Genomic DNA, 15,334 nt, shown 5'->3' with positions numbered 1-15,334 from the left:
GCAATTTATAGACCGATACTTTTCGTTGGTTTCAGCTGTTTTCTAATGCTTTTCGGAATTGCATTTTTGTGAACCAGTATTGCGGTAGATTTATACTCTAAATAAGGTCTTGTTACATATAAATATCCTGCAAAATCGTTGGTAACACCCCAGGAATTTTTCACCATATAATATTCTTTACCTGTTTGGTCTTTTGCCAAACCTACAATGTGCATTCCGTGGTCATCTGTTGTAGAAAGATTATTCAATGCTTTTTGGCGCATATCTTCCGTAATGGTTTTATCTTTCTTAGGCTCGGTGAACAGAGTTCCGCTGTTGGCTTTGGTAATTTGATCCAAATCGGTATCCGGAACATAGGCTACACCATTTTTATAAGAAAAATAAGGTTCAGAAACATCTGTTGCCCAACCTACAGAATATCCTTTGTTTACTGCATTGTCTATTATGGCTGTAAGGTCTTTCATCGGAACATTCCAGTCAGAATCATGGCTCCAGTTATCAGGAATAGGAACTACGAATTTCTGGTAATAAGGATAATCTTTATAAGAAGAAATTTCAACATAATCTTCAGGATTTATTCCCACAACTTCTTTGGCAAAAGTTTTTGGCGTATAATTTTTACCTTCATACGTAAAATTGGTTGGTACTTTACCCAAATAAGCATCTAAAACAGCATCTACAGAATTCATCCAGTTATCTGAGAGTTTTGCTTTAGAAGATGCTGCTACCAAACTGTCTAAAACTGGTTTCAGCTTATCCAGCATTTCTTTAAAATTATTTAAAGTTTGTCCGGTTTTCAGACCTGTGTAAACTTCCTGCGGAACTGCACCATATTTTTTATACATATTAATAACATCATGCAGTTCTCCACCATCGCCCCAACTAATTGCCCCACTGTTTAAAACATAGAGTTTAGCTTTATCATGATAAGAATTTCTTGCGGTGAAAATTTCAGCTAAATCAACAGGTTTTTTACCCATTCTCTGCATTTCAGATTCCAGAAATGAGTTTCCGGAATAACTCCAGCAAGTTCCCGAAGAACCTTGGTTTTTCACCGAAGTAGCTCCAACATCTTTCAGTGTAGTAAATTGGAAATTAGCATTCTGAGAATGATTGTTTTTTAATTTATTAATTAAGTCATCCTGAGCAAACATCATACTTCCGGTACATAAAACCAAAAGTAAAGATGCAAATCTTTTATTTTTCATAAGCAAATCTATTAGTTTTAAAGATGATTGTTAACTTATAATTAAATTTCCTATCAGCTTTAAACAGTAATTAAATAGTCAGCAATGTTAAGAATATGTTACAAGATTTATTGTTAAAGAAGGGTTAAAATTATTTGTTTTGATAAGTTTTTTTAATGTATTTTCATTTTTTAATTGAAAAAAAATAAGCTCAATCAATCTATTTTGATAGTTTAAAAAAAAGTAATGATGTTTTCCAACCATTCATAGATTTCCCGCATCTTTAAGAGTATAAGCCAGAGTATGGATAAAGAATTACTGTTACAATGTAAAATAAACGACCGCAATGCCCAGCGGAAAGTTTACGAAAAAATGGCGGGTAAGCTCTACGCAGTCTGTAAGCGTTACCTTAAAAATGATGAGGATATAGAAGAAGTTTTAGCCGATTCATTCTATAAAATTTTCACAAAATTTAATCAGCTTCAGAATCATGATATTTTCGAATCGTGGGCAAAGAAAATTACAGTAAATGAATGTTTGCAGAAGTTAAGAAGCATGAAAGCCCTTAATGTTTCTTTAGATGAAGAGTTTCTGGAATCGGCAGATTCTCCTACAGACAGTATTTCTTTCGAGAAAGATATTCTTAAACTACTGAATTTTCTGCCGGAAGGCTGCAGAGCAATTTTTAATCTTTTTGCCATTGAAGGATATCCTCACAAAGAAATTGCAGCCATGCTTTCGATAAGCGAAGGAACTTCAAAATCGCAGCTGAATTTTGCGAGAAAAAAACTTCAGGAACTTTTGGTTAATCAGAACATTTAAAAATTTTACAAAATGGAAAACAATCACGATATAGATAAAAAATTCAATGAGGCTTCCCAATCTTGGGAAGAACCTGTTACTTTTCCTGGGTTTGACAAAATTTGGTCAAAAGTTGAAGAAAAATTAGATGAAAAAGACGAAAAAAAGAAAATAATGCCCATTTGGTTTCCTTACGGCATTGCTGCAAGTTTAATGATCGGTTTGGGAGCATTTTATTTCATTCAGAAAAATAATAGTTCTGAAAACGGAAAAAATACTGTTGCCCAAAATACGGTTTCACCAAAAGTTAATTCTAAAATTCAGGAAATTGATAGTGTAGTGAAAACCAATATTGAAAAGGAAAAGAGTGTTCAAAAAGAAATTCAGAAACCTGAAATTTTGGTACATCAAACCATAATTCCAGAACCTACAATATCACCTGTTTATCATAATGAAATTTCTTTACAAAATTCCAATATAGCAAAAGATAATCTTGTTTATATGGAACCAGATCATGATGGGGTTTTAGATAAAGAAGATGTAAAGCCTAGTAATGAAGAAATAGTTGTAAAAGGTTATAAAACAGTAAAAAATCAATCTAATATTTTAAGTGGGACATCAAATACTTCCTCTGAAGTCGTTAAAGAAAGAAATCAATATTCAATTCTGAATCATTCTGCGCCTATTATAGCAATGGGTGATTATCAGAATTATTCTTCAAATTTTGATATTCGAAATGAATTTAAACAAAAAAATAATATTTCTCAGGCATTAATCGGAACTGTTTCCGGTTTGCAGGTAGTTCCCAACTCAGGGATTCCTGGCTCATCCAAACAAATTGTTATTAGAGGGATTTCAAGTTTTAGCGGAAATACACAGCCCTTGTATGTTGTTAATGGTATTCCAAAAAGTGCTGATGAATTTAGGAAATTAAACCCAAACTCAATTCAAAGTATAGAAGTTTTAAAAGATGCTTCTGCTACAGCAATCTATGGGAGCAGAGGTTCAAACGGAGTTATTGTTATTAAAACCAAAAAACTTTCCCGAAAAGAGAGAAAAGCTTTCAAGCAAATTCAAAAAATTCAGGACAGCATCAGAAAAGCCAGTCAGATTCAGCAAAATAATGAGGAATATGATGCTTTTGTAGAAAATCCTTTTGAACTCACGAAAAACCAATCGGTTTCTACGTTTTCCATAGATGTAGATAATGCAGCCTATTCCAATATCCGAAGAATGATTAATAACGGCGAGTATGTTAATAAAAATGCCGTAAGAATAGAGGAAATGATTAATTATTTTAAATATAATTATCCACACCCGAAAAATGACCAACCTTTTTCAATCAATACAGAATACAATGATTCTCCATGGAACAAAAATCATAAATTATTAAAAATCGGTTTGCAGGGAAAAGAAATTCCGACAGATCAACTTCCGAATTCAAATTTTGTGTTTCTGATTGATGTTTCAGGTTCGATGGATGCACCCAATAAATTGCCGCTTTTGAAATCTTCTTTTAAAGTTCTTCTCGATCAATTGAGACCGAGTGATAAAGTAGGAATTGTTGTGTACGCCGGAAACGCAGGAATGGTGTTACCACCAACTTCAGCCAAAGAAAAAAGCAAAATTATTGAAGCTTTAGATAATCTTCGGGCAGGCGGAAGTACCGCAGGTGGAGAAGGAATTGAATTGGCCTATAAATTGGCTCAGGAAAATTTTATAAAAGGGGGAAATAACCGTGTTATTATTGCAACAGACGGAGATTTTAATGTTGGGGCTTCTTCAACGGGCGACCTCCAGACTTTGGTGGAAGAAAAAAGAAAATCGGGAATTTTTCTTACCTGTTTAGGTTTCGGAATGGGGAATTTTAAAGATAACCGAATGGAAACTTTAGCAGACAAAGGCAACGGAAATTATGCATATATTGATAATCTTCAGGAAGCCAACAAGTTTCTGGGAAAAGAATTTGCCGGGAATATGTATGCCATTGCCAAGGATGTGAAAATTCAGATTGAATTTAACCCTAAATATGTAAAATCTTACCGTTTAATAGGTTATGAAAACCGAAAACTGAAAAATGAAGATTTCACCAACGACAAAATTGATGCAGGAGAATTGGGAAGTGGTCACACCGTTACGGCTTTGTACGAAATTATTCCTAACAATGTTTTTTCTGAATTTTTACCTAAAGAAACAGAGTTGAAGTATTCTGACAGTATAGTTTCACAAAATTTCAGCGACGAACTGGCAACCGTAAAATTCCGATATAAAAAACCTGATGGTGACAAAAGTAATGAAATTGTTGAGGTAGTGAAAAACAGCAGTCCGTCCTTTAGTTCTGCAAGTGCAGATTTTAAGTTTGCTTCTGCCGTAGCATGGTTTGGTTTGGTTTTAAGAAATTCTGACTTAATTGAAAATAAAGATTTAAAGGACATTCAAAATCTTGCCAAAAAAGGAAAAGGTATTGACGAAGAAGGCTACAGAGCAGAGTTTGTGAGATTGGTAGAAGCGTATCGATCAACTATGAAAAATAAATAGTAATGGTTATTTTCTTGAGGAAATTTCTTTTATAAAATCGACAAAATTTGTTTAGATATTTCATTTTACTCAGTATGGCACCTGTAATTTTAAAGTGTTGTCAGACTGAGTGAAGTCGTTTTTCTTTAATGAATATCAATAAAATTCAAATTTTATTTTTAAAGAAGCTTTATTAATACATCATTTTCCTGAAATGAAGTGCTATTCTCAATTTTTATTTTAAAATGAAATATTTTGTGCCTTTTCTTGAGGAAATATTAATTTAGCAAAAACTAAATTAATGTCTGCCACGCTAAAAACGAAAGCCTTCTTTTTTTCTTCAATTCTCCTGTCCTCCGCTTTTTTTTCACAGGCTCATAATGTGTCTGATGGTTATCTGAAACCTACAGATCCACTTGTTATTCAGAATCTTGAAAATTGGCAGGATCTTAAATTCGGACTGTTTATGCATTGGGGAACGTACAGCCAGTGGGGAGTAGTGGAAAGCTGGAGCATTTGCCCGGAAGACGAATCCTGGACGCAGAGAAAACCCGAACATGGCAAATCTTACTACGATTATGTGAAAAATTACGAAAATCTTCAGACGACATTCAATCCTAGACAATGCAATCCACAAAAATGGGCAGATGCAGCCAAAAAAGCAGGAATGAAATATGTGGTTTTTACTACAAAACATCACGATGGTTTTGCAATGTTTGATACGCAACAGTCTGATTATAAAATCACTTCTTCCAAAACGCCTTTTTCTAAAAATCCTAAAGCGGATGTAACGAGGGAAATTTTCAATACATTCAGAAAAGATGGCTTCAAAATCGGAGCTTATTTTTCGAAACCAGATTGGCATTCCGATAATTATTGGTGGTCATACTTTCCGCCGAAAGACAGAAATGTAAATTATGATCCGAAAAAATATCCTGAAAGATGGAATAATTTCAAAAATTTCACTTTTAATCAGTTGAATGAAATCACTTCAAATTACGGTAAAGTTGATATTCTTTGGCTAGACGGAGGCTGGGTTCGCCCGTTTCATACCATCGATCCAAATGTTGAATGGCAAAGAACGATTAAAGTAGAGCAGGATATTGATATGGATAAAATCGGGACAATGGCAAGAAAAAACCAACCCGGAATTATTGTTGTAGACCGCACTGTGCCCGGAAAATGGGAAAATTATGTGACACCAGAACAGGCTGTTCCGGAACAAGCACTTTCGATTCCGTGGGAGAGTTGCATTACGATGGGCGATTCTTTTTCGTATGTCCCGAATGACAATTATAAATCTTCCCAGAAAATTATTGAAACGCTGGTGAAAATCATTTCAAGAGGTGGAAATTACCTGATGAACATTGCTCCAGGGCCCAACGGAGATTATGATGAGATTGTTTATAAAAGATTAAGCGAAATTGCCGGTTGGATGGATAAAAATCAGTCGGCGGTTTTTGCAACGAGAAGTATTGCTCCTTACCACGAAGGGAATTTTTATTACACACAGAGTAAAGACGGAAAAACAGTAAATATTTTTCATTTGAGCGATCAGTCAGATTATCAATCGCCATCAACGCTGAAATTTATTATTCCTGAAAATTTTAAACCAAAATCATTAAAAGTTTTAGGATTATCAAACAAAATCCATTGGAAACAAAATGGGAATTCAATTGAACTCAATTTACCAAAGGAAAGAACTCAATTAAAATATTCTACGGTAATTCAAATTACACAATAGTTGAATTGGCGAAGACTTAAAAATGACTTAGGATTCGGAAGTGTTAAGGAAGTTTTTCCAAATTTTAGCAGAAGAATCCGTCTTGAACTTTTGGTTCTTATATTTAATGACAAAAGAACAATAATTAAATCAAATTATGTATGTGCTTTAAGTTTCGTTTTAAAATAATAGCTTTTTCATTATTGAGTTCTGTAATCATTTCAGCTCAAAAACCTTTGTATAAAGACCCGAAACAGACTGTGGAAGTCAGAGTTCAGGATTTACTGAAAAGGATGACTCCCGAAGAAAAATTCTGGCAGTGTTTTATGATTCCCGGAGATTTGGATAACGTTCCGAAAGGTCAGTATTCCCACGGAATTTTTGGTTTACAAGTGAGTGCAGGAAATCAGGGAGGTGGCGTTGCCGGACAATTGCTGAAATATAATGCCAATGAAGATGCAGAAAGGTTGGCCAAAAAAATCAATGCCATTCAAAAATATTTTGTGGAAGAATCCCGATTGGGAATTCCCATCATCCCTTTTGATGAAGCTTTGCATGGGTTGATGCGTGAAGGAGCAACGGCTTTTCCACAGGCAATAGGCTTATCGGCAACTTTTAATCCTGAGTTGATGAAACAAGTTTCGACAGCGATTGCAAAAGAATCTAAACTGAGAGGAATTCGTCAGATTTTGACACCCGTTGTGAATTTGGCGAGTGACGTTAGATGGGGAAGAACAGAAGAAACCTACGGCGAAGATCCGTTTTTGACTTCCGTGATGGGGGTGAATTTCGTCTCTTCCTTTGAAAATCAGGGAATTATTACTACTCCCAAACACTTTTTGGCCAATGTGGGCGATGGCGGAAGAGATTCATATCCAATTCATTGGAGCAAAAGATATTTGGAAGAAACGCATTTAATTCCCTTTCAAAAAGCTTTTAATCAGGGAAAAAGCCGTTCTGTGATGACTTCTTATAATCTCTTGGACGGAAGGCCATCAACCGCAAATCATTGGTTATTAACCGAAAAATTGAAAAACGAATGGAATTTCAAAGGTTTCGTGATTAGTGATGCAAGTGCGGTTGGCGGGGCGAATGTTCTGCATTTTACGGCAAAAGATTATGATGATGCTTCTGCACAGGCGATTAATGCAGGACTTGATGTAATTTTTCAAACCGAATATCAACATTATAAATTATTTATTCCTCCGTTTTTGGATGGAAGAATTTCAAAGAAAAGAATTGATGATGCTGTTACAAGAGTTTTGAGGGCTAAATTTGAATTGGGTCTTTTTGAAAATCCCTATGTTTCCAAAAAAGATTTGGCTGAGCTAAAGAAAATCAATCATAAACCGTTGGCGGAAAAGGCAGCTGCCGAATCGTTTGTTTTGCTTCAGAATCATAACAAAACACTTCCCATTTCAGAAAATTATAAAAAGATTTTGGTGGTTGGAACAGATGCTGTAGATGCAAGATTGGGAGGATATTCGGGACCGGGAAATAAAAAAGTGAGTATTTTGGAAGGGATTAAAAATTTCGTTAAAAATAAAAATGTAGAAATCACCTACTCCAAAGGAATTGACTGGAATTTGAAAAAGTTGGTAACTGTTCCTGCCGAATTTTTATCTTCTGAAAACCAAAAAGGCTTAAAAGGGATTTATTTTTCTAATTCCGATTTAAAAGGAACTCCAGAGTTTGAAAAACAGGACGAACAGTTGAATTTTAAATGGACTTTATATTCTCCAAATCCCAAAAAGCTTCAGCCGGATAATTACAGCATCCGCTGGACAGGCAAACTGGAAGCTCCAACATCAGGAAAATATCAATTGGGACTTCGTGGAAATGATGGTTTCAGATTATATTTAAATGAAAAATTATTGATTGATAATTGGGAAAAACTGAGCTATTCAACCCAAACAGTAGATGTGGATTTCACAAAAGGTCAAAAATATAATATTGCTGTAGAATTCCGTGAAAACAGAGGAGAAGCCAATATAGAACTGGTTTGGAATTATGGTTTAAATGATTATCAAAAAGATTTTAAAGATGCTGTAAAATTAGCTCAAAATGCAGATTACATTATCGTTACGGCAGGAATTCATGAAGGTGAATTTCAGGATCGTTCTTCATTGAGCCTTCCGGGAAATCAGGAAGAATTTATTCATGAAATTTCAAAACTAAACAAACCAACCGCAGTTATTTTGGTGGGCGGTTCTGCCATAAAAACCACGGACTGGAAAGATCAGGTAGGAGCAGTTTTAGACGTTTGGTATCCCGGTGAAGAAGGCGGAAATGCGGTTGCAAAAGTGCTTTTTGGTGCAGAAAATCCTTCAGGAAAATTGCCGATTACGTTTCCCATTGAGGAGGGACAATTGCCTTTAACGTACAATCATCATCCAACAGGAAGAGGAAATGATTATTATGATTTGAGCGGTGAACCGTTATACCCGTTCGGTTTTGGGTTAAGCTATACCACTTTTGAGATTTCAGATTTAAAATTAAATCAGTCAAAATTTGCAGAAAATGATACCATCATTGCAAAAATTAATGTGAAAAATACAGGCTCAAAAGCAGGAAGCGAAGTTGTACAACTCTATGTAAAAGATTTACTGGCATCAGTTTCAAGACCGGTTATTGAGCTGAAAGGCTTTCAAAAAGTATTTTTAAAACCCGGAGAATCAAAACGTATTTCTATTGAGCTTCCTGTAAAAGAACTTCAGTTTTTGGATTCAACAATGAGCTGGACTGTAGAAAAAGGTACGTTCAGAATTTTTGTAGGAAATTCTTCTAAAAATCTGCCTTTAAAACAAAATATTGAAATACAGTAATGGGTTTTGAAATGTATTTTAAAGTAAAAACCCAAACCAATTTCTGATTTGGGGTTATACTAATCTGCACGGAACATCCATATCTTCCGTAAGATAATAGCTGCAACATAAGCGATGGTAACCATCTGCAATAATGAGATCATTTTGCCCTCTCATCAGCAATATGGGCGACAGTTTTTTATTTTTCTGTACTTTTTTCAGATTTTCTTTAACGTGAATATTGGTTTCCGGCAATAATGGAAGCCTGCTTGCTCTCAGAATATCTTTAGATTTTTTTATAATCGTGGGAGCTTTTTTGAGATCTTCAACAATTTTTTTTGCAGCATCGGGAACCAAAAGTAATTCCAGGTAATCCTGAGCAGCGGGGAAGTCGTGTTCTTCGGGCTCTTTCATCCAAATGTTGTCTTGGGTTAAAGTACTTTTTTTCATAAATGCAAATGAATTTTCAAGATATAAAAGTAAAGAAATAGTTTAAAAATAGCAATGAATAATTTGGTATAGTATGTGTAATATTCATTTCAAAATCCAATGAATGGTTTTCTTTTAAATATCAAAAAATAAAATGTTATGAAAAACTTATTTATATCAACAGTATTATTGCTTGGTTTCACCACAACTGCTTTTTCACAGAAACGCCCGCCTGTTCCGCCACATCCTTCAAAAACTGAATTGTACAATGCTAAGGCAAAAGAGCTGGATAAAAAATATAATTTTGAGAAAAAATTAATTCTGAAACATCCGCTTGCCACAAAAAAAATGAAAAGCCAGCAGCTGAAAGCTTTAAATGAAAGGTACAGAAACGAAAAAAAACTATTAAAATCTGTAAGATAATTTTTCTTAAAAAATCATTGTATAGAAGAACATAATAAAGAGTGTGCGCAAAGCATGCTCTTTTTTGTTAATCAGTAGTGGAAGTCTGCTGTTTGATAACGTTCAAGATCCAATATTTTTCCTTAAATTCGCATAAAAATTTTAAACTAATGAATTACGATATTATTGTCATCGGAAGTGGTCCTGGTGGATATGTTACCGCAATCAGAGCGGCACAGTTGGGTTTTAAAACTGCAATTATCGAAAAAGAAAATTTAGGAGGAATTTGCCTTAACTGGGGGTGTATTCCCACTAAAGCTTTACTGAAATCTGCTCAGGTTTTTCATTATATTAATCACGCTGAAGATTATGGCTTGAATAAAGTGGAAGCAAGTTTTGAGTTTCCGAATGTTATTCAGAGAAGCCGTGGTGTAGCCTCTAAAATGAGCAAAGGGATTGAGTTTTTGATGAAAAAAAACAAAATCGACGTAATTCTTGGTACTGCCAAAGTACAGAAAGGTAAAAAAGTTTCTGTTACAGATAAAGAAGGTAAAACAACCGAATATACAGGAACTCATATCATTATTGCAACCGGAGCCCGCTCTAGAGAATTGCCGAATCTTCCTCAGGATGGCAAAAAAGTAATTGGCTACAGACAGGCGCTCTCTCTTCCTGAACAACCGAAATCTATGATTGTTGTAGGTTCCGGAGCTATCGGAGTAGAATTTGCAGATTTCTATAACACAATGGGAACCAAAGTTACCATTGTTGAATTCTTGCCAAACATTGTTCCTGTAGAAGATGAAGAAATTTCTAAACACCTTGAGAAATCTCTGAAAAAATCTGGTATTGATATTATGACCAATGCTTCTGTAGAAAGTGTTGATACAAGCGGTGAAGGCGTAAAAGCAACGGTAAAAACGGCAAACGGAAACATCACTCTTGAAGCTGATATTTTATTGTCTGCTGTCGGAATTGCTGCAAATATTGAAGGGATTGGTCTTGAAGAAGTGGGAATTCAGACAGATAAAGGCAGAGTTTTGGTAAACGAGTGGTATGAAACTTCTGTTCCTGGTTACTATGCCATCGGTGATATTATTCCTACGCAGGCTTTGGCACACGTTGCTTCTGCTGAAGGAATTACGTGCGTAGAAAAAATTAAGGGAATGCACGTTGAGAAAATAGATTATGGCAATATTCCGGGATGTACATACTGCCATCCAGAAGTGGCTTCTGTTGGTCTTACAGAAAAGCAGGCTAAAGAAAAAGGATACGAAATTAAAGTGGGTAAATTCCCTCTTTCAGCAAGCGGAAAAGCAACTGCCAACGGAAATACAGATGGTTTTATCAAAGTAATCTTTGATGCAAAATATGGTGAATGGTTAGGTTGCCACATGATTGGTGATGGTGTTACGGATATGGTTGCTGAAGCTGTTGTTGCAAGAAAATTAGAAACTACAGGTCACGAAATCATCAAAGCTATACACCCGCACCCAACAGTTTCTGAAGCGATTATGGAAGCTGCTGCAGCTGCTTATGGAGAGGTAATTCATATTTAATTTGATATTTTCAACTTAATATAAACTAAACCACAGATTTACGTCTGTGGTTTTTTATTTTCTTAATAATTAACATAAAATTTAGAAATCTTAAAGATTACTTTTAAAGATGTTTTCTTAAATTTATTCAATGAATTCTGAAAAAATAGGATTGGTTTTATCCGGCGGCGGAACAAAAGGTATTGCTCATGCCGGAGTTTTAAAATTTCTGAATGAACAAAACATCAACATAGATGTCTTATCGTGTTGCAGTGCCGGTTCTATTGTTGGGTGCCTTTATGCTATTGGTAAAAAGCCTGAAGAAATTTTAGATTTTTTTCAATCGGTATATTTTTTTAACTGGAAGCATTTTGCTTTTAATCAACCCGGGCTTGTTTCGTCTGTTATTTTTAAAAATTATCTAAAACCTATTTTTCAGGGAATTAAAATAGGTGATTTGGATAAAGACGTGAGAATTGTTGCTACCGAACTTGTGGGAGGAACAGAAAAAATCTTCGATAAAGATTTTTTGGTTACAGATGCCATTATTGCTTCCTGCTCAATTCCGGGGATTACAACACCTTATATTTTGGGAGAAGAGATGTTTTGCGATGGCGGTGTGCTTAATAATTTCCCAGCAGATATTATTCGGAATGATTGCGATAAAATGATTGGTGTATTTGTTTCTCCGCCAAATGATATTAAAATAAATGATTTAAAATCGATAAAAGCAATTGTTTCCCGTTCATACGATTTACTTTCTTACAGGATAGAAAAAATTAAGTTCGATCATTGCGATTGGCTTATTTCCTCTCAGGAACTTTCTGGTTTTGGTACATTTGAACGAAAAAAAGAAAGGTTGGAACAGATTTTTAATATTGGGTACAAAGCAGCTAAAGAAAGTTTTTCCGAAAGTTATTTTTTGCAGGTTTGAATAATGTTGAAAGTTAACAAGTTAATTTGATACCACATTTGTGGAATAATTTTTGAATTTTACTTTTTCAAAATTTAAAATAATATGAAATTTTCAAAAATAATTTGTCTTTCTGCAATTCTTTTAATGGGCGGAAATATATTGGCACAAAAGAAAACTAAAAAGTTTGAAAAACTCCAGATCGAAATGTTTCCTAAAGCAAAAGATGGATATAAAATGGTATATATTCAGCTTCCTGTTGAGAAAAATGAGAACGATTTAAAAGTAGAATTTTTTGCAGGAATTGAAAAAAAAGTAGATTGTAACAGACATTTCTTAATTGGCGATAAAAAACTGAAAGAAGTTCAGGGTTGGGGATACAATTATTATGAAATAGATTCTAAAGGAGAAACGGGAAGCACATTAATGGCATGTCCGGATCAAAAACTCACTCTTAAGTTTGTTTCTTTGCAGCCAGAAATTGCTAATTATAACAGTAAATTGCCTTTAGTGCTTTATGTTCCTAAAGATATGGAAGTAAGATACAGGATTTTACGCCCAGATTTAATGAAGAAAGCTGTTGGAAAATTATAAGCGTAAAAAAACTCCTTACATTTTTTGTAGGGAGTTTTCTTTTCAAATCATTTTTGTTGCAAAAAACTAATCTTTAGCATTCCGTCTGCTGAATGAATACATCAGATAAAAAAGGAAAGGCAAAATAAAAATACATCCAATCATAAGTGCCCATCCTAAAAAACTGATGGTTTTTTCCGGAGCTATATTTTCCGTTAATGATAAGTGATTTCCGTTGTGAAGCAGAATAATATCGGGATAAAGTTGATAAGTTGCTGCAACAAGAATCATAAGAATCTGTGCTCCCGCCAAAACTCTTACCAACAAAAGTTTTTTTGTTTTAATGAAAATAAAGAGCATTCCTAAAAATATACTAGCGGTAACAACTGCTGCAATGCCAATCCAATGTCCAAAAACTCTTTCCAATAAAGGAATTCCGGAAGTGTAAGCAGAGATGAATACTAAAATTCCTGTCGCTACTACAAAAATCATAGACTGCTTGGCTTTTTTTATCATGAGATTGAGGTTGTAACCTGCTTTTGTTTCTCTCAAACTGAATATTGATGCAAGATAAAAGCATATTGCCACCGTAAATAATCCCACACAAATTCCGAAAAAATTAAACCAACTGAATACATAAAGATCCAAGAAATTTTTTGCATCAGGATTTAAGGTTCCGGAAATAGAAGACGCACCAATCATTCCCAGAAAAAAAGGCGTCAGCAAACTAGAATAATAAAAAATATGAGTATAAACGTTCTGCCATTGGTCTTCAACCGCATCATAATGTCTGAATGTGAATGCCGTTCCTCTTGCAATAATTCCCACAAGCATTAATACCAACGGAATATGAAGATAGGTGGAAGCAAAGCTGTAAATATCAGGAAATCCAACAAATAAAATTACGATAGCAATAACAAGCCACATGTGATTTGCTTCCCAAATTGGAGCAATAGATTCATACATTATTTTCTGTGTGTACTTTCTCTCTTTTTTTCTGCTGAAAAGTTCTACAATCCCAGCTCCGAAGTCTGCACCTCCTAAAATAATATAAAGACATATTGCAAGCCAGAGAAATCCTATAACAATATAATTCATGATTTTTTGTTTTTAGATTGATATTCAACATCTGTAGAATCATACAGTTTGGGCACCATTTTAATCTGTCTTTTTAGAAGAAAAATTAGGATTAACGATAATGAAACGAAAATTGCCGTAAAAAAGTAAAAAGAATATTGTATTCCGGGCATCGGAGTCACCGCGTCTATGGTTCTCATAATTCCATATATTATCCAGGGTTGTCTGCCTACTTCAGTCACCGTCCAGCCCGCTTCCAAAGCGATATATCCGAATGGAGTTGCCCATACAAAAGTTTTCAGAAGCCAATTTTTATCTAGCCACTCTTTTTTGAAGAATGTTGAATACACATAAACACTGCCAATAATAATCATGATGACACCGAAAAAAATCATGATTTGAAACGCATAATGAACCACTGAAACCGGTGGCCATTCATCTCTTGGGAAATCTTTTAATCCCTTTACTTCGGAATTGAAATCGCTGCTCACCAAAAAACTTAAAACTTTTGGGATTTTTATCGCATATTTAATTTCTTCTTTATTCTCATCAGGAATTCCACCAATTACAAAAGATGCTCCTTTCTCAGTTTCAAAATGAGCTTCCATGGCGGCAAGTTTTATAGGTTGTCTTTCGGCAACAGATTTTGCAGCAATATCACCGCTTAAAGGTGCACCGAAAGCTCCGATAAGTGCAAAAGAAGCTGCAATACGAAAAGCTTTTGTATGAAATTCTACATTTTTCTTTTTTAAAATTAAATATGCATGAACCCCTGCAACGGCAAATCCTGTAGCACAAAAAGCAGCAACAGTCATGTGAAGAGCCTGAGGAAACCAAGCATCATTGAACATTGCTTTTACAGGATCTATATTCACGTAATTTCCATTAATATAATCAAATCCGGATGGCGAATTCATCCAGGCATTGGCGGCAACCACCAAAATTCCCGAAGCTAAACCGCTTATACCTACCAAAAATCCGCAAAACCAATGGAACCACTTATTGAATTTGTCCCATCCATACAGAAAAAAGCCTATGGCAATAGCTTCAATAAAAAAAGCGGTACCTTCTAAAGAAAACGGCATTCCGAAAATAGGTCCGGCGTGCTTCATAAATCCTGGCCACAATAAGCCAAGTTCAAAAGAAAGCATCGTTCCCGAAACAGCTCCAGTCGCAAAAAGAATTGCTACTCCTTTGCTCCATGCTTTGGTAAGACCTTTGTAAACTTCGTTGCCGGTTTTTAAGTATTTCCAATGGGCAAATGCCATTAAGAAAGGCATCACCATCCCGACGCAGGAAAAAATAATATGAAAACCTAAAGAAAGAGCCATCTGCGAGCGGGCTGCAATAAAATCATCCATAAAACCAAA

Annotated in this window: 12 protein-coding genes; 8 read left to right on the top strand and 4 right to left on the bottom strand. The window is 34.9% G+C overall.

Going from position 1 to position 15,334, the window contains the following annotated elements:
* Positions 1-5: 5 nt before the first annotated feature.
* Positions 6-1,208 (bottom strand): C1 family peptidase, encoded by a 1,203-nt coding sequence (locus MTP08_RS08935; protein ID WP_243575697.1) that lies wholly within the window; start codon positions 1,206-1,208, stop codon positions 6-8.
* A 282-nt stretch (positions 1,209-1,490) separates the two neighbouring features.
* Between MTP08_RS08935 and MTP08_RS08930 the strand changes: the two genes are divergently transcribed.
* The 4 genes from MTP08_RS08930 (at position 1,491) to MTP08_RS08915 (ending at position 9,053) form a co-directional block, all read left to right on the top strand.
* Entirely contained in the window at positions 1,491-2,009 is a 519-nt protein-coding gene (locus tag MTP08_RS08930) for an RNA polymerase sigma factor (RefSeq protein WP_243575696.1), read from the top strand.
* Between the two features lie 12 nt (positions 2,010-2,021).
* Positions 2,022-4,526 (top strand): vWA domain-containing protein, encoded by a 2,505-nt coding sequence (locus MTP08_RS08925; RefSeq protein WP_243575694.1) that lies wholly within the window; start codon positions 2,022-2,024, stop codon positions 4,524-4,526.
* Between the two features lie 280 nt (positions 4,527-4,806).
* Positions 4,807-6,249 carry an alpha-L-fucosidase gene (locus MTP08_RS08920; protein ID WP_243575692.1) on the top strand — a complete coding sequence of 481 codons (1,443 nt, stop codon included), beginning with the start codon at positions 4,807-4,809 and terminating at the stop codon, positions 6,247-6,249.
* Positions 6,250-6,389: 140 nt separating this feature from the next.
* Positions 6,390-9,053 carry a glycoside hydrolase family 3 N-terminal domain-containing protein gene (locus MTP08_RS08915; RefSeq protein WP_243575691.1) on the top strand — a complete coding sequence of 888 codons (2,664 nt, stop codon included), beginning with the start codon at positions 6,390-6,392 and terminating at the stop codon, positions 9,051-9,053.
* A 54-nt stretch (positions 9,054-9,107) separates the two neighbouring features.
* On the opposite strand, the gene MTP08_RS08910 is transcribed toward MTP08_RS08915, so the two are convergent.
* Positions 9,108-9,482, bottom strand: a complete 375-nt coding sequence (locus MTP08_RS08910; protein ID WP_243575689.1) for a hypothetical protein — start codon at positions 9,480-9,482, stop codon at positions 9,108-9,110.
* 138 nt (positions 9,483-9,620) lie between these two features.
* Here MTP08_RS08910 and MTP08_RS08905 point away from each other — a divergent pair, with 138 nt between their 5' ends.
* The 4 genes from MTP08_RS08905 (at position 9,621) to MTP08_RS08890 (ending at position 12,908) form a co-directional block, all read left to right on the top strand.
* Positions 9,621-9,884, top strand: a complete 264-nt coding sequence (locus MTP08_RS08905) for a hypothetical protein (RefSeq protein ID WP_243575687.1) — start codon at positions 9,621-9,623, stop codon at positions 9,882-9,884.
* A gap of 149 nt (positions 9,885-10,033) precedes the next feature.
* Positions 10,034-11,422, top strand: coding sequence for a dihydrolipoyl dehydrogenase (gene lpdA, locus MTP08_RS08900; RefSeq protein WP_209389284.1), 1,389 nt, complete (start codon positions 10,034-10,036; stop codon positions 11,420-11,422).
* A gap of 130 nt (positions 11,423-11,552) precedes the next feature.
* Positions 11,553-12,335, top strand: coding sequence for a patatin-like phospholipase family protein (locus MTP08_RS08895; protein WP_243575686.1), 783 nt, complete (start codon positions 11,553-11,555; stop codon positions 12,333-12,335).
* 84 nt (positions 12,336-12,419) lie between these two features.
* Positions 12,420-12,908, top strand: coding sequence for an ecotin family protein (locus MTP08_RS08890; RefSeq protein WP_243575684.1), 489 nt, complete (start codon positions 12,420-12,422; stop codon positions 12,906-12,908).
* Positions 12,909-12,974: 66 nt separating this feature from the next.
* Here MTP08_RS08890 and MTP08_RS08885 read toward each other — a convergent pair whose 3' ends face one another.
* Together MTP08_RS08885 and MTP08_RS08880 are read right to left on the bottom strand one after the other, a co-directional pair.
* A complete protein-coding gene (locus MTP08_RS08885; protein WP_243575682.1) occupies positions 12,975-13,985 on the bottom strand; it encodes a cytochrome d ubiquinol oxidase subunit II in 1,011 nt (336 codons plus the stop codon).
* The gene (locus MTP08_RS08880) at positions 13,982-15,325 is read right to left on the bottom strand and encodes a cytochrome ubiquinol oxidase subunit I (RefSeq protein ID WP_243575680.1); all 1,344 of its coding nucleotides are present in this window, start codon (positions 15,323-15,325) and stop codon (positions 13,982-13,984) included. The genes MTP08_RS08885 and MTP08_RS08880 overlap by 4 nt, the downstream gene beginning before the upstream one ends.
* Positions 15,326-15,334: the final 9 nt, after the last annotated feature.

Origin of the sequence: Chryseobacterium oryzae (genome assembly GCF_022811665.1) — a bacterium.
In the GTDB taxonomy this organism is placed as follows: domain Bacteria; phylum Bacteroidota; class Bacteroidia; order Flavobacteriales; family Weeksellaceae; genus Chryseobacterium; species Chryseobacterium oryzae.
Note: the sequence above shows the minus strand (reverse complement) of the source record. Positions and strands in the feature narration are given on the sequence as shown.

Bases quoted from the DNA above. Each gene is read 5' to 3' on its own strand.
- MTP08_RS08935 (WP_243575697.1), bottom strand. From the start codon at position 1,208: ATGAAAAATAAAAGATTTGCATCTTTACTTTTGGTTTTATGTACCGGA.
- MTP08_RS08930 (WP_243575696.1), top strand. From the start codon at position 1,491: ATGGATAAAGAATTACTGTTACAATGTAAAATAAACGACCGCAATGCC.
- MTP08_RS08925 (WP_243575694.1), top strand. From the start codon at position 2,022: ATGGAAAACAATCACGATATAGATAAAAAATTCAATGAGGCTTCCCAA.
- MTP08_RS08920 (WP_243575692.1), top strand. From the start codon at position 4,807: ATGTCTGCCACGCTAAAAACGAAAGCCTTCTTTTTTTCTTCAATTCTC.
- MTP08_RS08915 (WP_243575691.1), top strand. From the start codon at position 6,390: ATGTGCTTTAAGTTTCGTTTTAAAATAATAGCTTTTTCATTATTGAGT.
- MTP08_RS08910 (WP_243575689.1), bottom strand. From the start codon at position 9,482: ATGAAAAAAAGTACTTTAACCCAAGACAACATTTGGATGAAAGAGCCC.
- MTP08_RS08905 (WP_243575687.1), top strand. From the start codon at position 9,621: ATGAAAAACTTATTTATATCAACAGTATTATTGCTTGGTTTCACCACA.
- lpdA (WP_209389284.1), top strand. From the start codon at position 10,034: ATGAATTACGATATTATTGTCATCGGAAGTGGTCCTGGTGGATATGTT.
- MTP08_RS08895 (WP_243575686.1), top strand. From the start codon at position 11,553: ATGAATTCTGAAAAAATAGGATTGGTTTTATCCGGCGGCGGAACAAAA.
- MTP08_RS08890 (WP_243575684.1), top strand. From the start codon at position 12,420: ATGAAATTTTCAAAAATAATTTGTCTTTCTGCAATTCTTTTAATGGGC.
- MTP08_RS08885 (WP_243575682.1), bottom strand. From the start codon at position 13,985: ATGAATTATATTGTTATAGGATTTCTCTGGCTTGCAATATGTCTTTAT.
- MTP08_RS08880 (WP_243575680.1), bottom strand. From the start codon at position 15,325: ATGGATGATTTTATTGCAGCCCGCTCGCAGATGGCTCTTTCTTTAGGT.